This is a genomic window from Aminobacterium thunnarium (genome assembly GCF_055390565.1).
Genome location: NZ_AP042412.1, coordinates 1,786,172 through 1,803,853 on the forward strand (window position 1 = coordinate 1,786,172; position 17,682 = coordinate 1,803,853).

The window sequence follows — 17,682 nt, forward strand, 5'->3', positions numbered from 1 at the left end:
CCCGGGCAGAAAGACGCTACTCTTCAGCAATATTTTTATTTCTGTCCGGGGCATTTTTCCAAAGCCACTCTTCCGCCTCTTCTCTATTTTCAATCTCGCCTTTGGCAGCAGCTTGCCTAAGTCCTGTCTTTAAAAAACCAATCAAAGGTCCTTCTTCTATAGCAAGCATTTTCTTTAAATCTTCTCCGTTGGGAAGAAAATCTACACATTTCAATCTTAAAATTGTACGGTAATAAAGAAGCATATTTTCACGCCACGAATCGGTAGACTCACCCGATGCCATGAGTGATGCAAAAGAGAGATCAAAAAGCTTATTTACCACGCTATCTCCTAAAGCATCGAACATAGAAACGGCTCTATCGTCAGATAGTGGTTCTAAAAAAAACGGCAGATTTTTAATTAATGTAACAATTTCCCCCCTGAGAAAAGAAGGCCACGACCAATCAACAAGCAACTCGTTAATAAAACCAGAATCTACATGCTGAAAGAAAGCAGCAGTTTGAACAGCCATATCTTTGCGTGAATTTTGAGCTGCCTGCAGAGAGAGAAAGGAGTGCAGAAGGCTATCCCCCTCATAGGAACTCGTACTTTCAACACGTTGTCCTGAAAGTTTTTGTAAAAAAGGGAAAAATGGCATCATAAGGTTATGGCTTCTTACAAAACGGAAAAAGAGAAGAGCGTCTCCTTCAAAAGCCTTTAAAACCTCATGTCCAATACGTTCAGATGAAACATGGGGTATATGAGAAGAAAAATTTTTTACAGCTCGAGCGGAATCCTCGTCTATTCTTAAATCAAGGGCAGAAGCAAATCGGCACAAACGAAGAGCTCGTATGGGGTCATCTTTCAGGCGATGAATAGGATTGCCGTTAAAACGCAAGATTCCTCTTCTTAAATCTGAAAAACCATCGAAGGGATCATAAATCTTTCCTTTACTATCTAGTGCCATAGCATTAACAGTAAAATCGCGTCGAGCAAGGTCTTCTTCAAGAGGTTTATTGTATAGAGGGAACACATCGAAAACTTCACCATCAAAAAAAACGACAAACGTTTTTTTACTATCTTTGCCTATCTCCGGCGCTTTAGGGAAAAAACTTTTTATTTCTTTCCCACTACACCCAACAGCAACATCTACATCAGAAAGTGAACGGCCTACCAAAGAATCACGAACAGCACCGCCTACAATCCACGCACGTACACCTTCCTCTTCAAAAAAACGAATAAGACTTAGGGCACTATGTAAAGACACCTTAATCCCCCCTTCCATTTATTATTGTATAATAATATGAAATAGGAAGAAAAGAAAATCAAATCGAAAGTAGGTGATAATAAATGAAGAAAAAGCCGTCCCTTCTGGGACAATTCATTATTCTATTCACGGTTATTATTTTGGCTCTTTCTCTCGTTATTGTCATCGATAAATATACCCATCCTGGCAGGGAATGGAGTGATACCCTTCTTATTCGTATGATGGTAGAACGCCACAAATAAAGCAATTATAAGGACGCGAGAATTCCTCCATCAACGTATATAATCTGTCCGTTAACAAAATTAGAAGCGGGAGAGGCCAAAAAAAGCAAACTTCCAATTAAATCAGAAGGTTTACCCCATCGACGGGCTGGGGTCCTCTTCTTAAGCCATGCATCAAAATTCATGTCTTCCGACAAAGGTTGAGTCATTTCTGTAAGAATATATCCTGGCCCAATACCATTCACTTGTATGTCATAAGAAGCCCACTCTGTCGCCATAGCCTTGGTCAACATTTTAAGACCGCCCTTTGCTGCTGCATAAGCCCCTGTAGAAACTCGTCCTACTTCACTCATCAAAGAGCAAATATTGATAATTTTGCCCCCTTCATTTTGGGCCATAAGAGACGCCACTTCTTTCCCAACAAGAAAAGCACTCGTCAGATTAGTCTGAATAACACTTTGCCACATTGCTTCTGGCATAGAAAGTAAAGGCTCTCTTTTCATTATTCCCGCATTATTAACGAGTATATCTATAGAACCGTACTCCTCTTTAATTCCATGTATAGCCTGTGTAACGCTTTTTGAATCACAAATATCGAAAGCTTTTCCACTTGCTTGATACCCTTCTCGACAAAAATCTCGACATACTCTGTCTACAGAATCTTGAGAACGACCATTAATAAAAACTAACGCTCCCGCTTGAGCCAGTCCCTCCGCCAAAGATCTTCCAATTCCACGAGTCGAGCCTGTTACCAGAGCTCTTTTCCCTTTTATATCGAAAAAAGACTGGACCAATTTCTTTCCTCCTCAATTTAATAAAAAATATCGGGTCTTTTTATTCTACTCCAAAATAAAAAGACCCGATATCTCGATTTTACTATTTGTGGCTTACAAGATATTTCCAGGCCACACCTGCGTACGTTGCCACACCTTTCCAAAGAACTTCATCATCAACGTTGAAATGAGGCGAATGATGAGGATTATCTGTTCCTTTATCCGGATTGCCTATTCCTACAAAACAGAAGCCACCAGGAATTTTTTCCTGATAAAAAGCGAAGTCTTCTCCTCCCATAATCAATGGACTTTCTTCCACATTATCAGCACCAAATATATCTTCAGCTACATCTTTTGCTATCAATTCCACTTCTTCATCATTGATAGTAGTAGGAATCATCTTCTGATATTCAAAATCAGCAGTACATCTTGTCATTGTGCAAAGGCCATCAACGATTCTCTGCATTCTATCTGGCAAACTATTCCGTACTTCTGGATTAAAAGTTCGAATAGTGCCATTGATTCCCACTTTATCCGGAATAATATTGAAAGCGCTTCCTGCTTGCAGCTTCCCAATACTCATTACAACTGTATCCTGAGGATCTATTTCACGACTGATAATCGTTTGAAGATTGAAGACAAAGTTAGCAGCAGCTATTGTAGGATCAACAGAATATTGCGGGGCTGAACCATGCCCCCCCTTGCCCTGAATTTTAAGCTCAAAACCATCAGCAGAGGCCATAAAAGGACCAATCTTATATTGGATTTTCCCAGAAGGAACAGACGCCCATACATGCTGACCATAAATAGCATCTACGCCTTCAAGAGCTCCCTCTTTAATCATTATATTCGCTCCAGCTTTTATGCCGTGCTCTTCCGCAGGCTGAAAAAGAAGACGAACATGACCTGGCAATTCATCTTTCATCGACATTAATACTTTTGCAGCCCCAAGCAAAAGAGCATTATGAGCATCATGACCACATGCATGCATAACACCTTCATTTTGTGACTTATAAGAAACGTCATTTTCCTCAACGATGGGGAGAGCGTCTATGTCACCACGTAATGCAATGCACGGCCCATCAACATCTTTATTGATGTCTGCAATTACTCCCGAAGAAGTTCCTCCAAAACCTACTCGCAAATCTTCTTCCTTAAAACCATAACTCTTCAACGTTTCTACTATTTTTTGAGTCGTCTGGACTTCTTTCCATGAAAGTTCCGGATGGGCATGAAAATGATGTCTTAAAGCCACAACGTCAGATTCCGCTTCTCGTGCAAGTTTCTTAATGCCTTCCATATCCATATAAAGACCTCCTTGTGTATCGTGACATTTTTTATAAAAACCTTCACTCTAGCGCCTGCAAAAAACAGGAAAGCTTGGCTTCCCATCACTCATCATGTTTTGCACACTTAACCAATGAATACTATTTTTTAAATCACATTCTATAATTCAAAAAAATAAAACAAACCAAAAACTTGTTTATATTGTAATACTAAAATAGGCTTTATTTGTTTTATTTGAAAATTTTATTTATTTTTTACTATAAACAACATTAAAAAACCCCTTGAGGGATACAATTATTCAAAATACGAACCGCCGGTTCACATTGCGGATAAAAATCCTTGACTTCGTCTTGCTTTTTCTCTTATATAACTATTATCAATTCCCCATTTTCTACTACAGATACGAGAGAAAAGATTTCATAGAAAGAAGAGGTGTCTTCAAATTATGTCTACATATAGACGTGTTGATTATCGTGCATTAGTTGATTTTGCTGCAGAGGTGCTCAAAGAAATAGGCTATCCTCAGCATAAAGCAGAAATAACGGCAAAAGTGCTTGCAGAGGCTGATGCGAGAGGAGTTTCATCCCACGGAGTTACCCGATTGAAGGTTTATAGAAACGAATTGAAAAGCGGACACGTTCGCCCTGAAGCGGATCCTGAAATAGTTTTCGAAACCCCAATATCTGCTGTTATAGACGGACACTACGGAATTGGATCGCATATATCCCAATTTGCAATGGAAATTTGCCTAGAAAAAACTCGTAAAAACGGAACATGTTATGTTGCAGTACGAAACTCCAACCATTTTGGGATGGCAGGACTATGGGCAGAAATGGCCGCTAAAGAAGGTTTTGTAGGCAGCGCTTTTACCAATACAATCCGCTGTGCTGTCCCTGCACTAGGACGCCAGCGTATGCTCGGAACAAACCCAATAGCTGTAGCTATTCCATCAGATGAAGAAGATCCTTTCCTTCTTGACATGGCTACAACAACCGCAGCTAGAGGCAAGTTAGGGGTATACAAGAGACGTAATAAGAAACTTCCTGAAGGTTGGGTTATTGATGAAGAAGGAATGCCTATTACGGGAGCCCAAGCAGCAACAGATCTTTTAGCAGATCCTACAAGAGAACTTGGCGGACAAGTTTATTTAGGTGGATCAAAAGAAGAAATGGGTGGACATAAGGGATACGGAATGGGCCTTCTTGTTGAACTTCTCTGTGCTCCTCTTTCAATGGGAAGCTGGACCCGAGATGTATTTCAAACTCCTGATGCCAATGTAAGTCACTTCTTCTCCGCTTTCAGACTTGATTTATTCGGTGATGCCGCTCCAATAAAAACATATGTAGGAGATATACTTCGGGCTCTTCGCACAAGCACTCCACTAAAAGATGAAGAACGCGTATATACTCACGGTCAAAAAGAAGCAGCTCGACGAAAGATGGCCCTTGAAAAGGGAGTAGAACTCGATGATGCGACATTATCAATGCTTGAAAACTTCGCCCAAGAGTTTGGTCTTTCTCCTTTAAAAGAATGGTAGAGCCATGAATACTACTATCTCTTTTTCCTACCCCGATTACGAAGGTGTTTCGATTCCTGAAAAAAATCTTGTAGCTGTGCTAAGCCCTGCTTGCCCACCGAAGCCCTTCAAAGATGATATCGAGGCTATCAACGCAGGTCTCAACGCTCCTGTCGGTGCCCCTAGGCTGGAAGAGTGCGTAAAAAGTGGACAGAAAGTGCTTATTCTTGCCGACGACAATACGCGCAATACACCTGCACACATTATTCTTCCTGAAGTTATGAAAAGACTTCAAAAAGCGGGAGTTGCACCTGAAGACATTTCTATTATGGTGGCCCTGGGAACTCACCGCCCTATGACTCAGGAAGAACTTGAGAAGAAATTTGGAAGTAATATCCTTGATAAATATACAATATCGCAACACTGTTGGAATGATCCCGATCAACTTGTCGAGCTTCCTCCTACAGAAAATGGAACAGAAATATGGGTGAATAAAGCTCTTTTAGAAGCTGATTTTGTTATAGGTGTTGGTCATATCACTCCTCACCGCGTCGTTGGTTTCTCAGGAGGAGCAAAAATAGTACAACCTGGCGTTTCGGGAGGCATTACTACAGGGCAAACCCACTGGGTAAGCGCTCTATATGACGGGAAAGACTTTATAGGGAAAATCGACACGCCTGTTCGCCGTGAAATGAACGCCGTGGGACTCGCCGCCGGATTAAAATATATCGTCAATGTGGTTCTTGATGGTAATGAAGAAATATATCGCTGTGTCGCCGGAGATCCCATAGAAGCACACAGAGCGGGCTGCAGCTCATCGAAAGAAATTTTTGGGGCATCTCTCCCTTGTCTTGCAGATATTGTTATTGTAGAATCTTTTCCTGCCGATGCAGAACTCTGGCAAGCCGCAAAAGGTATTTATTCTGGAGACCTCGCTCTCAAAAAAGATGGCATTCTCATTCTTGTTACTCCGTGTCCCGACGGTGTAGCTCAAGGACATCCCGAGCTTCTCGAAATAGGGTATCTCCCTTTCGAAGAAATTAAGAAAAAAGTAGATGAAGGCGAAATAACCGACCTGACAATGGCAGCTCATATTTCTCATGTAGGGCGAGTAATCAGAGACAAGGGACGAGGAATACTCGTTTCTGATGGAATAGATAAAGAAACTGCAGAAAAGATAGGATTTATGTGGGCTCCTTCAGCACAAAAAGCATTAGATATGGCTTTTGAACTGAAAGGGAAAGATGCTAGTGTTGTTGTTCTGAAAAATGGCGGAGATATCCTCCCCTTACTTGATGATTAAGGAGGGCAACCTGTGCAAAAGATATTTCAAACGCTACTAAAAGCTTATAAAGCTTTTCTCATCATTCTTACCCTTTCTCTTTTCATTATAGTAGGAGTTAATGTTTTTTGTCGTTACGTTCTTAACAGCTCCCTCAGTTGGGCAGATGAACTTTCTCGTTTTATTTTTATCTGGGTTTCGTTTCTTGGAGCTGTTCTTGCTTATGGATATAACGAACATATCGGATTGGATTTCGTTGTAGATCGTATTCCTTCTCCAACTATCAAACGTTTTATTCGCCTTGCTGCCGATTTCTTCATTCTTCTGGTTATCGTTATTCTTCTTCGCTATGGTCTTATCGTGGCAAATTCAGCTACAAACCTTTCTCCAGCACTCTACATTCCCATGAAGTGGGTTTACATCATCGCTCCTGTCAGCGCATTCATGATGCTCATTATCAATATTTGCAAGATATATGAGCATCTTGCATTGCTACTTGGCTGGAAAAGGAGTGAAGCCTAATGCTCTGGTTATTCTTAGGAATCCTTTTCTTCTTTATTATTTTCGGGTTACCTATTGTTTTCTGCTTGGGCCTTGCCAATATAGCGATGCTCCATGTTATGAATATTCCTTTCATGGTACTCCCAGCCAAAATTATTTCTGGAATGAACAGCTTTCCACTTCTAGCTATACCCTTTTTTATGTTTGTAGGAGAAGTCATGAACAGAGGTGGCATCGCTAAACGTCTTGTTGACTTTGCAGACTCTCTGGTGGGGCATATAACCGGAGGGTTAGGACATGTCGCCATTTTAAGCAGCATGTTCTTTGGAGGTATTTCCGGATCTGCCGTAGCAGAAGCAGCAGCCATAGGCGGACTTCTTGTTCCCCCGATGAAAGAGGAAGGCTATCCTCCTTCTTTTGCCGCTGCTGTTACAGCTTCTGCATCTGTAATCGGCATTATTATTCCTCCGAGCATTCCCTTTATTCTCTTTGGGATCGTTACAAACACATCTATAGCTCGTATTTTCCTTGGAGGAATCATACCAGGAATCATAGTGGGCCTTTCGCTCATGGTCACGACCTGGTTCCTAACCAAAAAGCATGGCTATGGGAAAATGAAAGGAAGCAGCCATAAGTTTAATATTAAAAGGGTTGCTCAAACCTTTAAAGGGGCTTGGCTTGCTCTTTCCATTCCTGTTATCGTCGTTGGAGGCATACTCGGAGGTATATTCACAGCTACTGAAGCAGGAGCAGTTTCTGCCTTCGTAGCCCTCATTCTTGGTCTATTTGTCTACAAAGAAATCACATTCCGCGATCTTCCTGATATATTTTTGAACACTGCCAAGACAACAGCCATTGTTCTTTTCCTCTGCGGAATGGCCATGGCAACCGCCTGGCTCCTTACAAGAGCACGTGTTCCTTTCGCCCTTGCAGAGCTTATACGCTCAATAACAGATGCCCGGCTTGGCGTTTTGATCATTGCTAATATCTTGCTTTTCCTTGTCGGATTCGTTATGGATCTTACTCCAGCCATGCTCATTCTGGCTCCTATTCTTCTTCCCGTTATGGAGTCTGTGGGAATTGACCCTGTTTACTTCGGAGTCATTATGTCTATCAACCTCGGGCTGGGGCTCATAACACCTCCAGTAGGAACAGTTTTATACGTGGCATGTGGAGTTGCTAACGTCAAATTCGAGGAACTCGTTCGGTCTATTTTACCGTTCCTCATAGCAGAGATTGTGGCTCTTATTTTGTTTATTTTCTTCCCACAGTTGGTTATGTTCATACCTAATGTGTTGATGAACTAGTTGGAAACAAATATGGCATCAAGACAGCGTTATTAAGCGCTGATTTTAAAAAGGGGTGAATTATTTATGAGAAGAAAGATTTTTTCAACCTTTGTATTGACATTGGCTCTCCTTACTGCATTCGCTTTTGCAGCCGCTGCTGCAGAGTATACCATCACGGCAGGCATTGGACTGAACGATAAGTCTGCTCAATACAAATCACTTGAATACTTTAAAGAACTCGTAGAGAAAAATAGCGCTGGCAAAATAACAGTCGAACTTTACCATTCAAGCCAGCTTGGCGATGACAGAGAAATGATGGAAGCATTGAAAATGGGAACTCAGGAAATGACATGCCCTTCAACAGCTCCTATCAGCACCTTCGTAAATGGCTTCAAAATTTTTGATTTGCCTTTCCTCTTCCCCAACGAGAAAATTGCAGACTACATTCTTGACGGACCAGTTGGTCAGAGTCTTCTTGATCAGCTTAAAGATCAGGGGCTCATTGGTCTTGCTTACTGGGAGAACGGTTATAGAATGCTGACAAATAACGGTCATGCTGTTAAATCTCCTGCAGATGTACAGGGGCTTAAAATTCGTACCATGGAAAACCCCATTCACCTTGCTGCCTGGCGCGCTATGGGAGCCAACCCTACTCCAATGGCATTTGGAGAACTTTTCTCAGCCATGCAACAGCACGTCGTCGATGGACAGGAGAACCCATGGGGAACAATCTATCTTCAGAATTTCTTTGAAGTCCAGGACTTTGCTACTGATACAGGTCACGTCTACTCTCCTTTCGTTCTTCTCATTTCTAAATCTTTCTGGGATGGTCTGCCCGCAGATCTTCAGAAGGTTGTAAAAGACGCCGCATTAGAAGCAAAGGTTCACAATAGAAAATTGAACCGCCAAATGAATGCAGAATATCTTGAAAAGCTTAAAGAGAAAATGACTGTAACCATTCTTACCCCTGAGCAGAAAGCCGAATTCCAGAAAGCCGTACAGCCGGTATATGACGAATATGCTAACGAAATTGGTGCAGATCTGATTAAGCAGGTTCAGGATCTCATTGCTGAATATAAAGACTAAGTAGAAAAATACATTTGATAAGGGGGAAGGGGTAAACCCTTTCCCCTTTTTTGCAAGGGAGGGTGAAAAATGCTAAGAAGTCAGAAAATGCGGTCCGTCGCAGCAGAAATGGACTCCCTTCGCATGGGATCTGGCTGGACCGCAGAAGAATTGGCACTGCCACAAATTATGATTCAAAGTACGATGGGTGAAAGTCATCCTGGAAGCGCCCATCTTCATTTGCTCGTAGAAGAGGCACAACATACTCTTCGAGAAAAGCAAGCCAGAGGTGCCGTTTACACAGTTACAGATATTTGTGATGGCATAGCACAGGGACATGATGGGATGAACTATTCTCTCCCTTCTCGTGACCTCATAACAGCTATGGTTGAAACACAAATTATGGCGACGCCCTTTGATGGGATTCTTTATATTTCATCGTGCGATAAAGCTATTCCTGCCCATCTCATGTCTATGGCTCGACTCGATCTGCCCGCAATCTTTATGCCAGGTGGAGCTATGTCGGCAGGCCCTGAGAATTTAACCCTCGAACAGATAGGAACATATCTTGCACAATATAAAAGAGGGGAAATTTCAGAAGAAAAATTTACATGGTATAAACAGCACGCATGCCCTACGTGTGGTGCCTGTCAATTCATGGGAACAGCCTCAACAATGCAAGTCATGGGAGAAGCTCTTGGTATGGCCCTTCCCGGCTCTGCCCTCATACCAACGGTGAGACCAGAGCTGAAAAAAATGCTTCAAGAAAGTTGTAAGGCTCTTCTATCCCTTGTGGAAAAAGATATATGTGCACGTCAGATTTTAAACGAAAAGGCATTCGAAAATGCAGTTATGGTTCATGCTGCAATTGCAGGTTCTACGAATGCCGTAATGCATATCGCTGCTATTGCTCATGAAGCGGGAATTTCCTTTAATGCAGATATTTTTGACCGTATTAACCGTAATATTCCATGGCTTGTTAATATAAAAACCAGTGGGAAGCATCCATCAGAGCTTTTCTGGTTAGCAGGCGGAGTTCCAGAAGTTATGAGACAAATTAGAGACTCTCTGAACCTTGACGTAAAAACCGTAACTGGAGAAACACTGGGAGAAAACCTTGAAAAGCTGGAAAAGGCAGGATACTTTGAACATCATAAAGAACTTATTGCCGAACGTGGCTTTGAAAAAGAAGAGATTATAAGAAGCAAAACTGCTCCTCTCAACGCTTCTGGCTCAATTTCAATTCTAAAAGGAAACCTGGCTCCAGAGGGAGCTGTTGTTAAACACTCCGCTATTCCTAAAGAAATGAATGTCATGATCGGACGAGCACGTCCTTTCAACAGCGAAGAAGAGGCATATCAAGCTGTTATTGACAAGGTTATACAGCCTGGAGATATTGTCATTATACGCTACGAAGGACCTCGTGGCTCTGGAATGCCAGAAATGTTCTATACAACAGAAGCAGTAGCTTCAGATCCTGAATTAGCGTCTTCTATTGCGTTACTCACTGACGGAAGATTTTCTGGTGCTACTCGAGGACCAGCAATCGGACATATTTCGCCTGAAGCGGCGCAGCAAGGTCCAATAGCTTTCGTTGAAGAGGAAGACCTTATAGAGATAAACATTCCTGAACGTCGACTCTCTCTTGTTGGAGTCCATGGAGAAAAATATACTGAAGAAGAAATGAAAAACGTTATCAAAAAACGCAGAGAAGAATATATCTCTCCAATGACGAAAAAGAAAAAAGGAATCCTCGCTCTTTACAGTCGCCATGCAAGTTCGGCAATGTTGGGAGCCTATATGGATTTTGAAAACTAAAAAACAAGAAAACTTAAAGAAAGAAGTGGGTATATATGAACGCTGTTCTTGAAACTATTGGGAAATGTGGTCTTATTCCTGTAATAAAACTTGACCATGCCGAAGATGCCCTTCCTTTGGGACAAGCCCTTATTGATGGAGGTCTTCCAGTAGCTGAGGTTACATTCCGAACAGATGCAGCAGAAGAATCCATACGACAAATATCAACACACCTTCCCAACCTTCTTGTTGGTGCTGGAACTGTACTGACAATCGATCAGGTGAAACGATCAGTTGATGCGGGAGCTCAATTTATTGTCTCTCCAGGTTTTAATCCTACGATTGTAGATTATTGCATTGACAACAATATTCCCATAACACCTGGAGTTAACTCTCCATCTCAAATTGAAATGGGATTAGAACGAGGACTTTCTATATTAAAATTCTTTCCTGCCGAAGCATCAGGCGGTGTCGCAATGCTCAAGGCCCTGGCCGGCCCCTATCGAAATGTGAAATTTATTCCTACAGGGGGCATAAATGCCGAGAACTTGAATAGCTATCTCGCTTTACCTGTAGTGCACGCATGCGGCGGCAGCTGGATGGTAAAAGGAGACTTAGTGGCGGCCAAAGCATTCGATCAAATAACAAAACTTGTACGCGAAGCTGTTTTTACAATGCATAATTTTTCTCTGGTTCACATAGGGATCAATGAAAGTTCGGAAGAAGAAGCTTTACGCTGTGCTCAGCTCTTCGAAAAGCTCTTCAATATGCCAGTAAAGAACGGAAATAGCTCGGTTTTTGCCGGCAAATCTTTTGAAATAATGAAATCTCCCTATCTTGGCAGCAAAGGACATATCGCCATTCATACGAATAGCGTTGAACGTGCCGTAGCCTATTTTGAACAAATGGGAATAAAGACCAGACCAGAAACAGAAAAAAGAAAAGATGGGCGGTTAAAAGTTGCTTACCTCGATATTGAAATATCAGGTTTCGCCATACATCTTGTAGAGTAAAAAAATAGGGTCTTGAGTTTTCTCAAGGCCCTATTTTTTACTAAATAATGTAAGCATCAACACCACGCCTGCGTATAGCAAATTCTCGACAACGTAATCGCTCGGAAGCAGTTTCCTCGCCATTTGCCACAGTAACGGCATAATTAAAAAGATCTTCTCCCAGCTCAGAAATACTCTTATCTCCGTCAATTACTAAACCTGCATTGAAATCAATGTTATCTCTCATATTTGCAAACGCCTGGGAATTACTTGAAACTTTAATGACAGGTATCCCTGGACAGCCCGTTGGAGTTCCTCTGCCAGTAGTGAAAAAAATCAAATTTGCCCCGCCAGCTGCCATAGCAACCATAGATTCAACGTCATGTCCCGGTGCATCCATAACAACCAATCCTTTTTGTTGAGGACGAATGCCATGACCAACAACCTCTACAATAGGCCTGGTACCTCCCTTACGAATACACCCCAAGGACTTCTCCTCTATCGTACTCAGCCCCCCAGCAATGTTCCCTGGGGAAATGTCTGCAATATCACTATGTCCAACACGTGCCATAAAATGTTCAGTCATTGCCACTAATTCCATAAGCTGAGAACCTACTTCTTCATTTTTACACTGTCGCCTTAAAATATCTTCCGCACCGATAAATTCTGTCACTTCTGTTAAAAAGACAGTAGCCCCTTCATCAACAAATCTATCACAGGCATTACCAACCACGGGATTTGCGGAAAGCCCAGAATAGCTATCGGAAGCGCCACATTCTGTGCCAATGATAAGGTCAGATAAAGCAACATCTACTTTCTCTTCCCTTTTTAAAATTTCGGAGAAACGGTGGATAATCTTATCCCCTTCTTCTATCGTCTTTCGTGTTCCTCCACATTTTTGAATTGATAATATTTCAACCGGTTTTCCCGTCCTCTTAATGGCACGGCTTACTTCAAGAAGTTTAACTGTTTCGCATCCTAAACTTACAATCAGAACAGCTCCAAAGTTAGGGTTTTTACCTAAGCCTACAAAAATATCTGTAATTTCCCTATTACTTAAAGGATCAAAGGTACAGCCATAAGGGTGAGAAATAGCAATGATATCAGGGTACCTACGCCCTAATTCCTCTACTACAGAATTACCACAAATAACTGTCGGAAGCACGAGTATATGATTGCGGATACCTACCGTTCCATCTGCCCGTCTATACCCTTTTAGAGAAATCGAGTTCATTTGTGTTCCTCCCTATACTCCTTGCCTCTGTTACTTCTAATGTTGTGCACATGAACAACTTTTCCTGCCTCTATATCTTGAGTAGCAACTCCGACAGGCTTCCCATATTTATAAATAAACGCTCCTTTTGGGATATAAGACAATGCAGCTTTAAAACCTCTTGGGATAGGCTCTTTAGCCAGTAATTCTTCTCCACAATAGTCTTTAGCTATTACAGCGTCCCCTGCCGCTATATCTTTTACTGCCGTAACAACTGAATCTTTTTTATCTATCAATATGGCGTTTGGAGTCATTCTTCTCATCCTTCCACAATGAAGCCTCAAAAAGCACAGCCCCCCCTCTAAAGAAAGGGAGGCTGCATTTATATCTTTATTTATTATTCATATACTCTTTATAAATATTTTCAAATTCCTCAACAGTAACAACATCTCTTTTAGCTCTTCCCAATTCCTTAACTTTATCGGTAAGAGGCTGCAAGTCATCTTCAGCATATGCCAAACCCATCTTATCCAGATACTGCATAATACTGTCTTTTCCACTTGATCCCCCGATAACAACATTAGCAGGTTCTCTTCCCACTAATTCGGGCATGTAAGGAAACATTGCTGCTTGAATTCCAGCTTGTTCAAGCCTGCTTTTTGCCTGTACAACTACTCCTGATTCCATCCAAAAAAGTCTTTTTCCAGTCACAGGTTTGTTGTAATGAATAGGAATTCCTGTAATCTTCTCAACCATGAGGGTAACATCGTTGATCCTGTCAAGGTTGATATTCGTATCGATATTAAGCAATAGTTCAAGAGCTGCGGCAACTTCTTCAGTAGCTACGTTACCCGTTCTCTCTCCTAAAGCATTAATCGATGAGTGTATTCCAGAAATACCTGCATATGCAGCAGCCATAACTGATCCCATGGCCATTCCAAACTCATTATGAACATGAAATTCTATCGGCGTATCTCCAAGTACTTTCTTTAATTCCTTAATAGAATGGTATATTGCTTGAGGAGTTGCCACTCCAAAACTGTCAGTAAAAACCACTGCTTCTGGATGGACCGCATCGACAACTGTTTTGTAAACCTTTTTGGCATAATCCAAAGTTCCTCGTGTTACGTCCCAACCCATAAAAGTAACTTTCAAACCAAGTGACTGAGCATAACTTACATTTGAAATAACACGATCAAGAAGCTTTTCAGTATCTGCATGATAGGCATAATAGTTTGTATATGGATTAACTGCGTGCTCAACTATTATTTTTTCGACTCCTGTTTTAGCAGCAAATTCGATATCATCTTTCCTTGCTCTGCAAAAAGGAATGAGTTCTGACGTTAAATTCATTTTTACTAAACGTTTAATGGCCCTTCCTATATCTTCCGATATAATAGGCATTCCTACCTCGATACTTTTTACGCCTAAATCATTCAATGCGACAGCGATATCTACACGTTCATCTTCTGTCCAATTCAAGCCACATGTTTGTTCGCCATCTCTCAAAGTTACATCATGGATGTATACTTTAGAAGAAGTTTCTTCTCCTTTCACCTCAGGCATAAAATTTAAAGGTGAAACCCATTTCTTTTCTCCGAAATAAGGAGCACCCTCCATTGGCATGTTTTCAAGAAGTTTCATCACTAATCCCCCTTAAAATATAACTACAACGTAAATTCACTATTTAAAGCATGGCAAGAGCTAAAAGGAGTGAATGATAGCGCTCTTCAGCCCCTGCGGACCTTGAAGTAAGGATAACTGGCTTAGTTGTACCGGCAAGTATTCCAGCAGAAGGGAAACCAGCGATATATGTTAAGCCTTTACAAAAAATATTCCCTGCGTCAAGAGATGGAACTATAAATACATCTGCCCGTCCTGCCACATCACTTTTTATGTTTTTCTTTTCCTTTGCTTCCAGTGAAAAAGCATTATCAACAGCTAATGGGCCATCCACTAATGCCATAGTTTGACTTGAACGGAAGCTATCAGAGAGAATTTGAGCATCCCATGAAGATGATATTGTTTGAGTCGGAGTCTCGACACTCGATATAATTGCTATTTTGGGCTCTTCCACTCCAAGACGTTGCAATAATAATATTGCATTTTGAATAGTGATCTGTTTCTGCTCAACAGTTGGCTCAATCAAAATGCTTGGGTCCGATACAAAAAGTAACCCACGAGTCGGTATTTCAAAAGCAACGACATGAGTAACAAGAGAACTCGAGAGAAGCTCTTTCTTCTTTTTCAACAAACCATGCATAAAAGTATTTGTGTGAACAATCCCTTTCATTACAATCTGAACGTCATTAGAAACAAGCTTTTTAAAGGCTTCATCAACAGAATCCTGCTCATCTTTTATGTCAAAAGTAGCAAAATCGCTTTCTTTTAGTTCCGATGCTCTCAAATATTTAGCAATTAGAGTGGTATCACCTAAAAGAAGACCGTTGCAGATACCTTTTTTTTGAGCCCTATCCAATGCTTTTAAAATCTCTATGTCATACGGACAAGGTACCGCTACAACATTCTCTTTGTTTTGGTGCAATGCTTTTGTTTCAAAATCTGCAAACTGGGCCATCATATAAAATCTCCTTCTGGATAAACACGAGCCCGCTCTTTGCCTTCCATAACATTCAAAACACGCAAAGCTAATGCTTCCATTTCAAAGGATCCTGGAAAAAATAAAACTTGCGTCATTTTTGAAAATCTATCGCTTAAAGCAGAACAAATTCTTTGTGACTTTGCAATTCCACCAGTAATACATAAAGCATCGACTTTGAAATTTAAAATGGCAACAATACTTCCAATAGTCTTTGTCAGTTGATAAAGATATGCCTGCATCAAGAGGGAACTTTTTTCATCCCCAGCTAAAATTTGTTCTTCAATCTGCTTCAAGTTTTTGGTTCCCAAATATGCTTTAAACCCACCGTCTCCCTCTATCATGCGCATTACCTCATCTTTAGAAAACTTTCCGGAAAAACAAAGACTAACTAAATCTAAAGTCGGTAATCCTCCAGATCGTTCAGGCGTAAAGCTCCCTTCAAAATCATTAATAACATCAATCATGCGTCCATTTTTATGGGCACTAATAGTTGTTCCACCACCTAAATGAGCAACTACAAGGTTGAGGTTCTCATAATTCATACCCAACTTCAAAGAAGCTTTACGTGCAACTTCCTTAGAATTAAGAGCATGACTTAAACTTTTACGCGTAATGAGAGGGGTACCTGAATATCTTGCTTCAGGTACCATCTCATCTACAGAAACCGGATCAACTATATAGACAGGACACTTTGCAACTTCTGCAAAATCTTCTCCTAAAAAGACTGCAAGCGAAGATGCATGTGCTCCATTAATGCTGCTTTTAGAATCTTCAAGAAGAGCATTATTCACAGAATACACACCAGAAGGAACTGGCCGTACCCGCCCTCCACGTGCAGCTATTGCATTAATTTCACTTAAGGGAATATCGGCCTCAGAAAGCGCTTTCATGATTACTCGTTTTCTTTCTCCATATTGCTCCCATATTCCCAGGGATAATATCTCTTGATCATGCTCATATGAAACCTCTGATAGACATGAGCGATCTTCATAAATTGCTACTTTCGTTGAAGTAGATCCCGGATTAATGGCTAGAATCTTAAATGCCATGAATATCAACCCTTTACTTTTTAATCAATGGAAGCAAATCGATGTAATGCCTCAATGCTACTTCTTACATCTTCTTCAGGATTATCAGTAGGGAAGGATTCTACTGATACGAATCGATCATATGACGCTTTTCCCAATAAATTAAAGAATGAAGAAAGGTCAAAAGAACCATATCCCAGAGGTAAGCGGTCTGAATCACAGACATGTACATGGTCAACCCAACTCATTGCCATATCGATACTATGAGGAATATCTTCATCTTCCGAAATCATATGTATGTAATCAAGCATGAGGCGAACATTTGCTACCCCCAACAATTTAAGAAAATCAACACCTTCAGATGTAGTTAATATGAAATTTTCATAATCTTTACATATGGGTTCAATCAACAGATGCGCGTCTCTCGACACAGAAGCACATTCGCATAAACACTCTTGAACCCACTGTAACGTTTTTTCTTTGGGGATATTTTCTAAAAAGCGCCCTCGCAACCGACCAACGTTGACATGAGCCCCCAAATCAGAGGCTATTTCCATTAGTTTTTTAGTTCTTCTCACAGCCTCTTTACGTACTTCGTCATCAGGATCGGCAAAAGACAACTTATCCTCCCCGTACATTTCCCCAGTACAAATAACAGGAACTTCTAATTCATATTGCACAGCTTTTTCAGCTAAAAATTCAAGGTTTGCCTCAAATGGATTTTTTGTCATAAATTCGACTCCGTCATAACCTTGAGATTTCAACAATTTAAAGAGACTATCGTAATCTCCTCTTAGCGCAGTTATATGTTTTCCTTTAACTTCAGGTGTTGCAATCATGTACGCAAATTTCATTATCTGCCCATCCTCC

General features: G+C 41.0%; 17 protein-coding genes. 8 read left to right on the forward strand and 9 right to left on the reverse strand.

Annotation, left to right across the window (positions count from 1 at the left end; all coding sequences use genetic code 11):
• Positions 1-16: 16 nt before the first annotated feature.
• Positions 17-1,246: a tRNA nucleotidyltransferase/poly(A) polymerase family protein gene (locus ACZ5GY_RS08860; RefSeq protein ID WP_464111758.1), complete on the reverse strand. Its 1,230-nt coding sequence runs from the start codon at positions 1,244-1,246 to the stop codon at positions 17-19.
• A gap of 83 nt (positions 1,247-1,329) precedes the next feature.
• On the opposite strand from ACZ5GY_RS08860, the gene ACZ5GY_RS08865 reads away from it, so the two are divergent.
• On the forward strand, positions 1,330-1,488 hold the full coding sequence (locus ACZ5GY_RS08865) for a hypothetical protein (RefSeq protein WP_213699292.1): 159 nt from the start codon (positions 1,330-1,332) through the stop codon (positions 1,486-1,488).
• A 5-nt stretch (positions 1,489-1,493) separates the two neighbouring features.
• Here the strand turns inward: ACZ5GY_RS08865 and ACZ5GY_RS08870 are convergent, their stop codons facing one another.
• Both ACZ5GY_RS08870 and ACZ5GY_RS08875 read right to left on the reverse strand, forming a co-directional pair.
• Positions 1,494-2,261, reverse strand: coding sequence for an SDR family oxidoreductase (locus ACZ5GY_RS08870; RefSeq protein ID WP_213691026.1), 768 nt, complete (start codon positions 2,259-2,261; stop codon positions 1,494-1,496).
• Positions 2,262-2,343: 82 nt separating this feature from the next.
• A complete protein-coding gene (locus ACZ5GY_RS08875) occupies positions 2,344-3,546 on the reverse strand; it encodes a M20 metallopeptidase family protein (protein ID WP_213691025.1) in 1,203 nt (400 codons plus the stop codon).
• Between the two features lie 426 nt (positions 3,547-3,972).
• Here ACZ5GY_RS08875 and ACZ5GY_RS08880 point away from each other — a divergent pair, with 426 nt between their 5' ends.
• The 7 genes from ACZ5GY_RS08880 to eda all read left to right on the forward strand — a co-directional run bounded on the left by ACZ5GY_RS08880 (position 3,973) and on the right by eda (position 11,990).
• Positions 3,973-5,064 carry an Ldh family oxidoreductase gene (locus tag ACZ5GY_RS08880; RefSeq protein WP_307879789.1) on the forward strand — a complete coding sequence of 364 codons (1,092 nt, stop codon included), beginning with the start codon at positions 3,973-3,975 and terminating at the stop codon, positions 5,062-5,064.
• Between the two features lie 4 nt (positions 5,065-5,068).
• Positions 5,069-6,346, forward strand: a complete 1,278-nt coding sequence (locus ACZ5GY_RS08885) for a nickel-dependent lactate racemase family protein (protein ID WP_213691024.1) — start codon at positions 5,069-5,071, stop codon at positions 6,344-6,346.
• Positions 6,347-6,358: 12 nt separating this feature from the next.
• Complete coding sequence (locus ACZ5GY_RS08890) at positions 6,359-6,847, forward strand: TRAP transporter small permease (RefSeq protein WP_213691023.1); 489 nt, start codon at positions 6,359-6,361, stop codon at positions 6,845-6,847.
• A complete protein-coding gene (locus ACZ5GY_RS08895; protein ID WP_213699290.1) occupies positions 6,847-8,133 on the forward strand; it encodes a TRAP transporter large permease in 1,287 nt (428 codons plus the stop codon). The genes ACZ5GY_RS08890 and ACZ5GY_RS08895 overlap by 1 nt, the downstream gene beginning before the upstream one ends.
• A 66-nt stretch (positions 8,134-8,199) precedes the next feature.
• A complete protein-coding gene (locus tag ACZ5GY_RS08900; RefSeq protein WP_213691020.1) occupies positions 8,200-9,201 on the forward strand; it encodes a TRAP transporter substrate-binding protein in 1,002 nt (333 codons plus the stop codon).
• 69 nt (positions 9,202-9,270) lie between these two features.
• On the forward strand, positions 9,271-10,998 hold the full coding sequence (gene ilvD / locus ACZ5GY_RS08905; RefSeq protein WP_213699289.1) for a dihydroxy-acid dehydratase: 1,728 nt from the start codon (positions 9,271-9,273) through the stop codon (positions 10,996-10,998).
• A gap of 35 nt (positions 10,999-11,033) precedes the next feature.
• Positions 11,034-11,990, forward strand: a complete 957-nt coding sequence (eda, locus tag ACZ5GY_RS08910) for a bifunctional 4-hydroxy-2-oxoglutarate aldolase/2-dehydro-3-deoxy-phosphogluconate aldolase (RefSeq protein WP_213695575.1) — start codon at positions 11,034-11,036, stop codon at positions 11,988-11,990.
• Positions 11,991-12,030: 40 nt separating this feature from the next.
• Here eda and ACZ5GY_RS08915 read toward each other — a convergent pair whose 3' ends face one another.
• The 6 genes from ACZ5GY_RS08915 to ACZ5GY_RS08940 form a co-directional block, all read right to left on the reverse strand.
• On the reverse strand, positions 12,031-13,203 hold the full coding sequence (locus ACZ5GY_RS08915) for a UxaA family hydrolase (RefSeq protein WP_213691017.1): 1,173 nt from the start codon (positions 13,201-13,203) through the stop codon (positions 12,031-12,033).
• Entirely contained in the window at positions 13,200-13,505 is a 306-nt protein-coding gene (locus ACZ5GY_RS08920; protein ID WP_213695576.1) for an SAF domain-containing protein, read from the reverse strand. Before ACZ5GY_RS08920 ends, ACZ5GY_RS08915 begins: the two co-directional genes overlap by 4 nt.
• Before the next feature lie 67 nt (positions 13,506-13,572).
• Complete coding sequence (locus tag ACZ5GY_RS08925; protein ID WP_213691015.1) at positions 13,573-14,826, reverse strand: LeuA family protein; 1,254 nt, start codon at positions 14,824-14,826, stop codon at positions 13,573-13,575.
• A 43-nt stretch (positions 14,827-14,869) separates the two neighbouring features.
• Positions 14,870-15,760: a phosphate acyltransferase gene (locus ACZ5GY_RS08930; protein WP_464111759.1), complete on the reverse strand. Its 891-nt coding sequence runs from the start codon at positions 15,758-15,760 to the stop codon at positions 14,870-14,872.
• Positions 15,760-16,833, reverse strand: coding sequence for a butyrate kinase (gene buk, locus ACZ5GY_RS08935; RefSeq protein WP_213691013.1), 1,074 nt, complete (start codon positions 16,831-16,833; stop codon positions 15,760-15,762). The genes ACZ5GY_RS08930 and buk overlap by 1 nt, the downstream gene beginning before the upstream one ends.
• 20 nt (positions 16,834-16,853) lie before the next feature.
• Complete coding sequence (locus tag ACZ5GY_RS08940; RefSeq protein WP_464111760.1) at positions 16,854-17,666, reverse strand: sugar phosphate isomerase/epimerase family protein; 813 nt, start codon at positions 17,664-17,666, stop codon at positions 16,854-16,856.
• Positions 17,667-17,682: the final 16 nt, after the last annotated feature.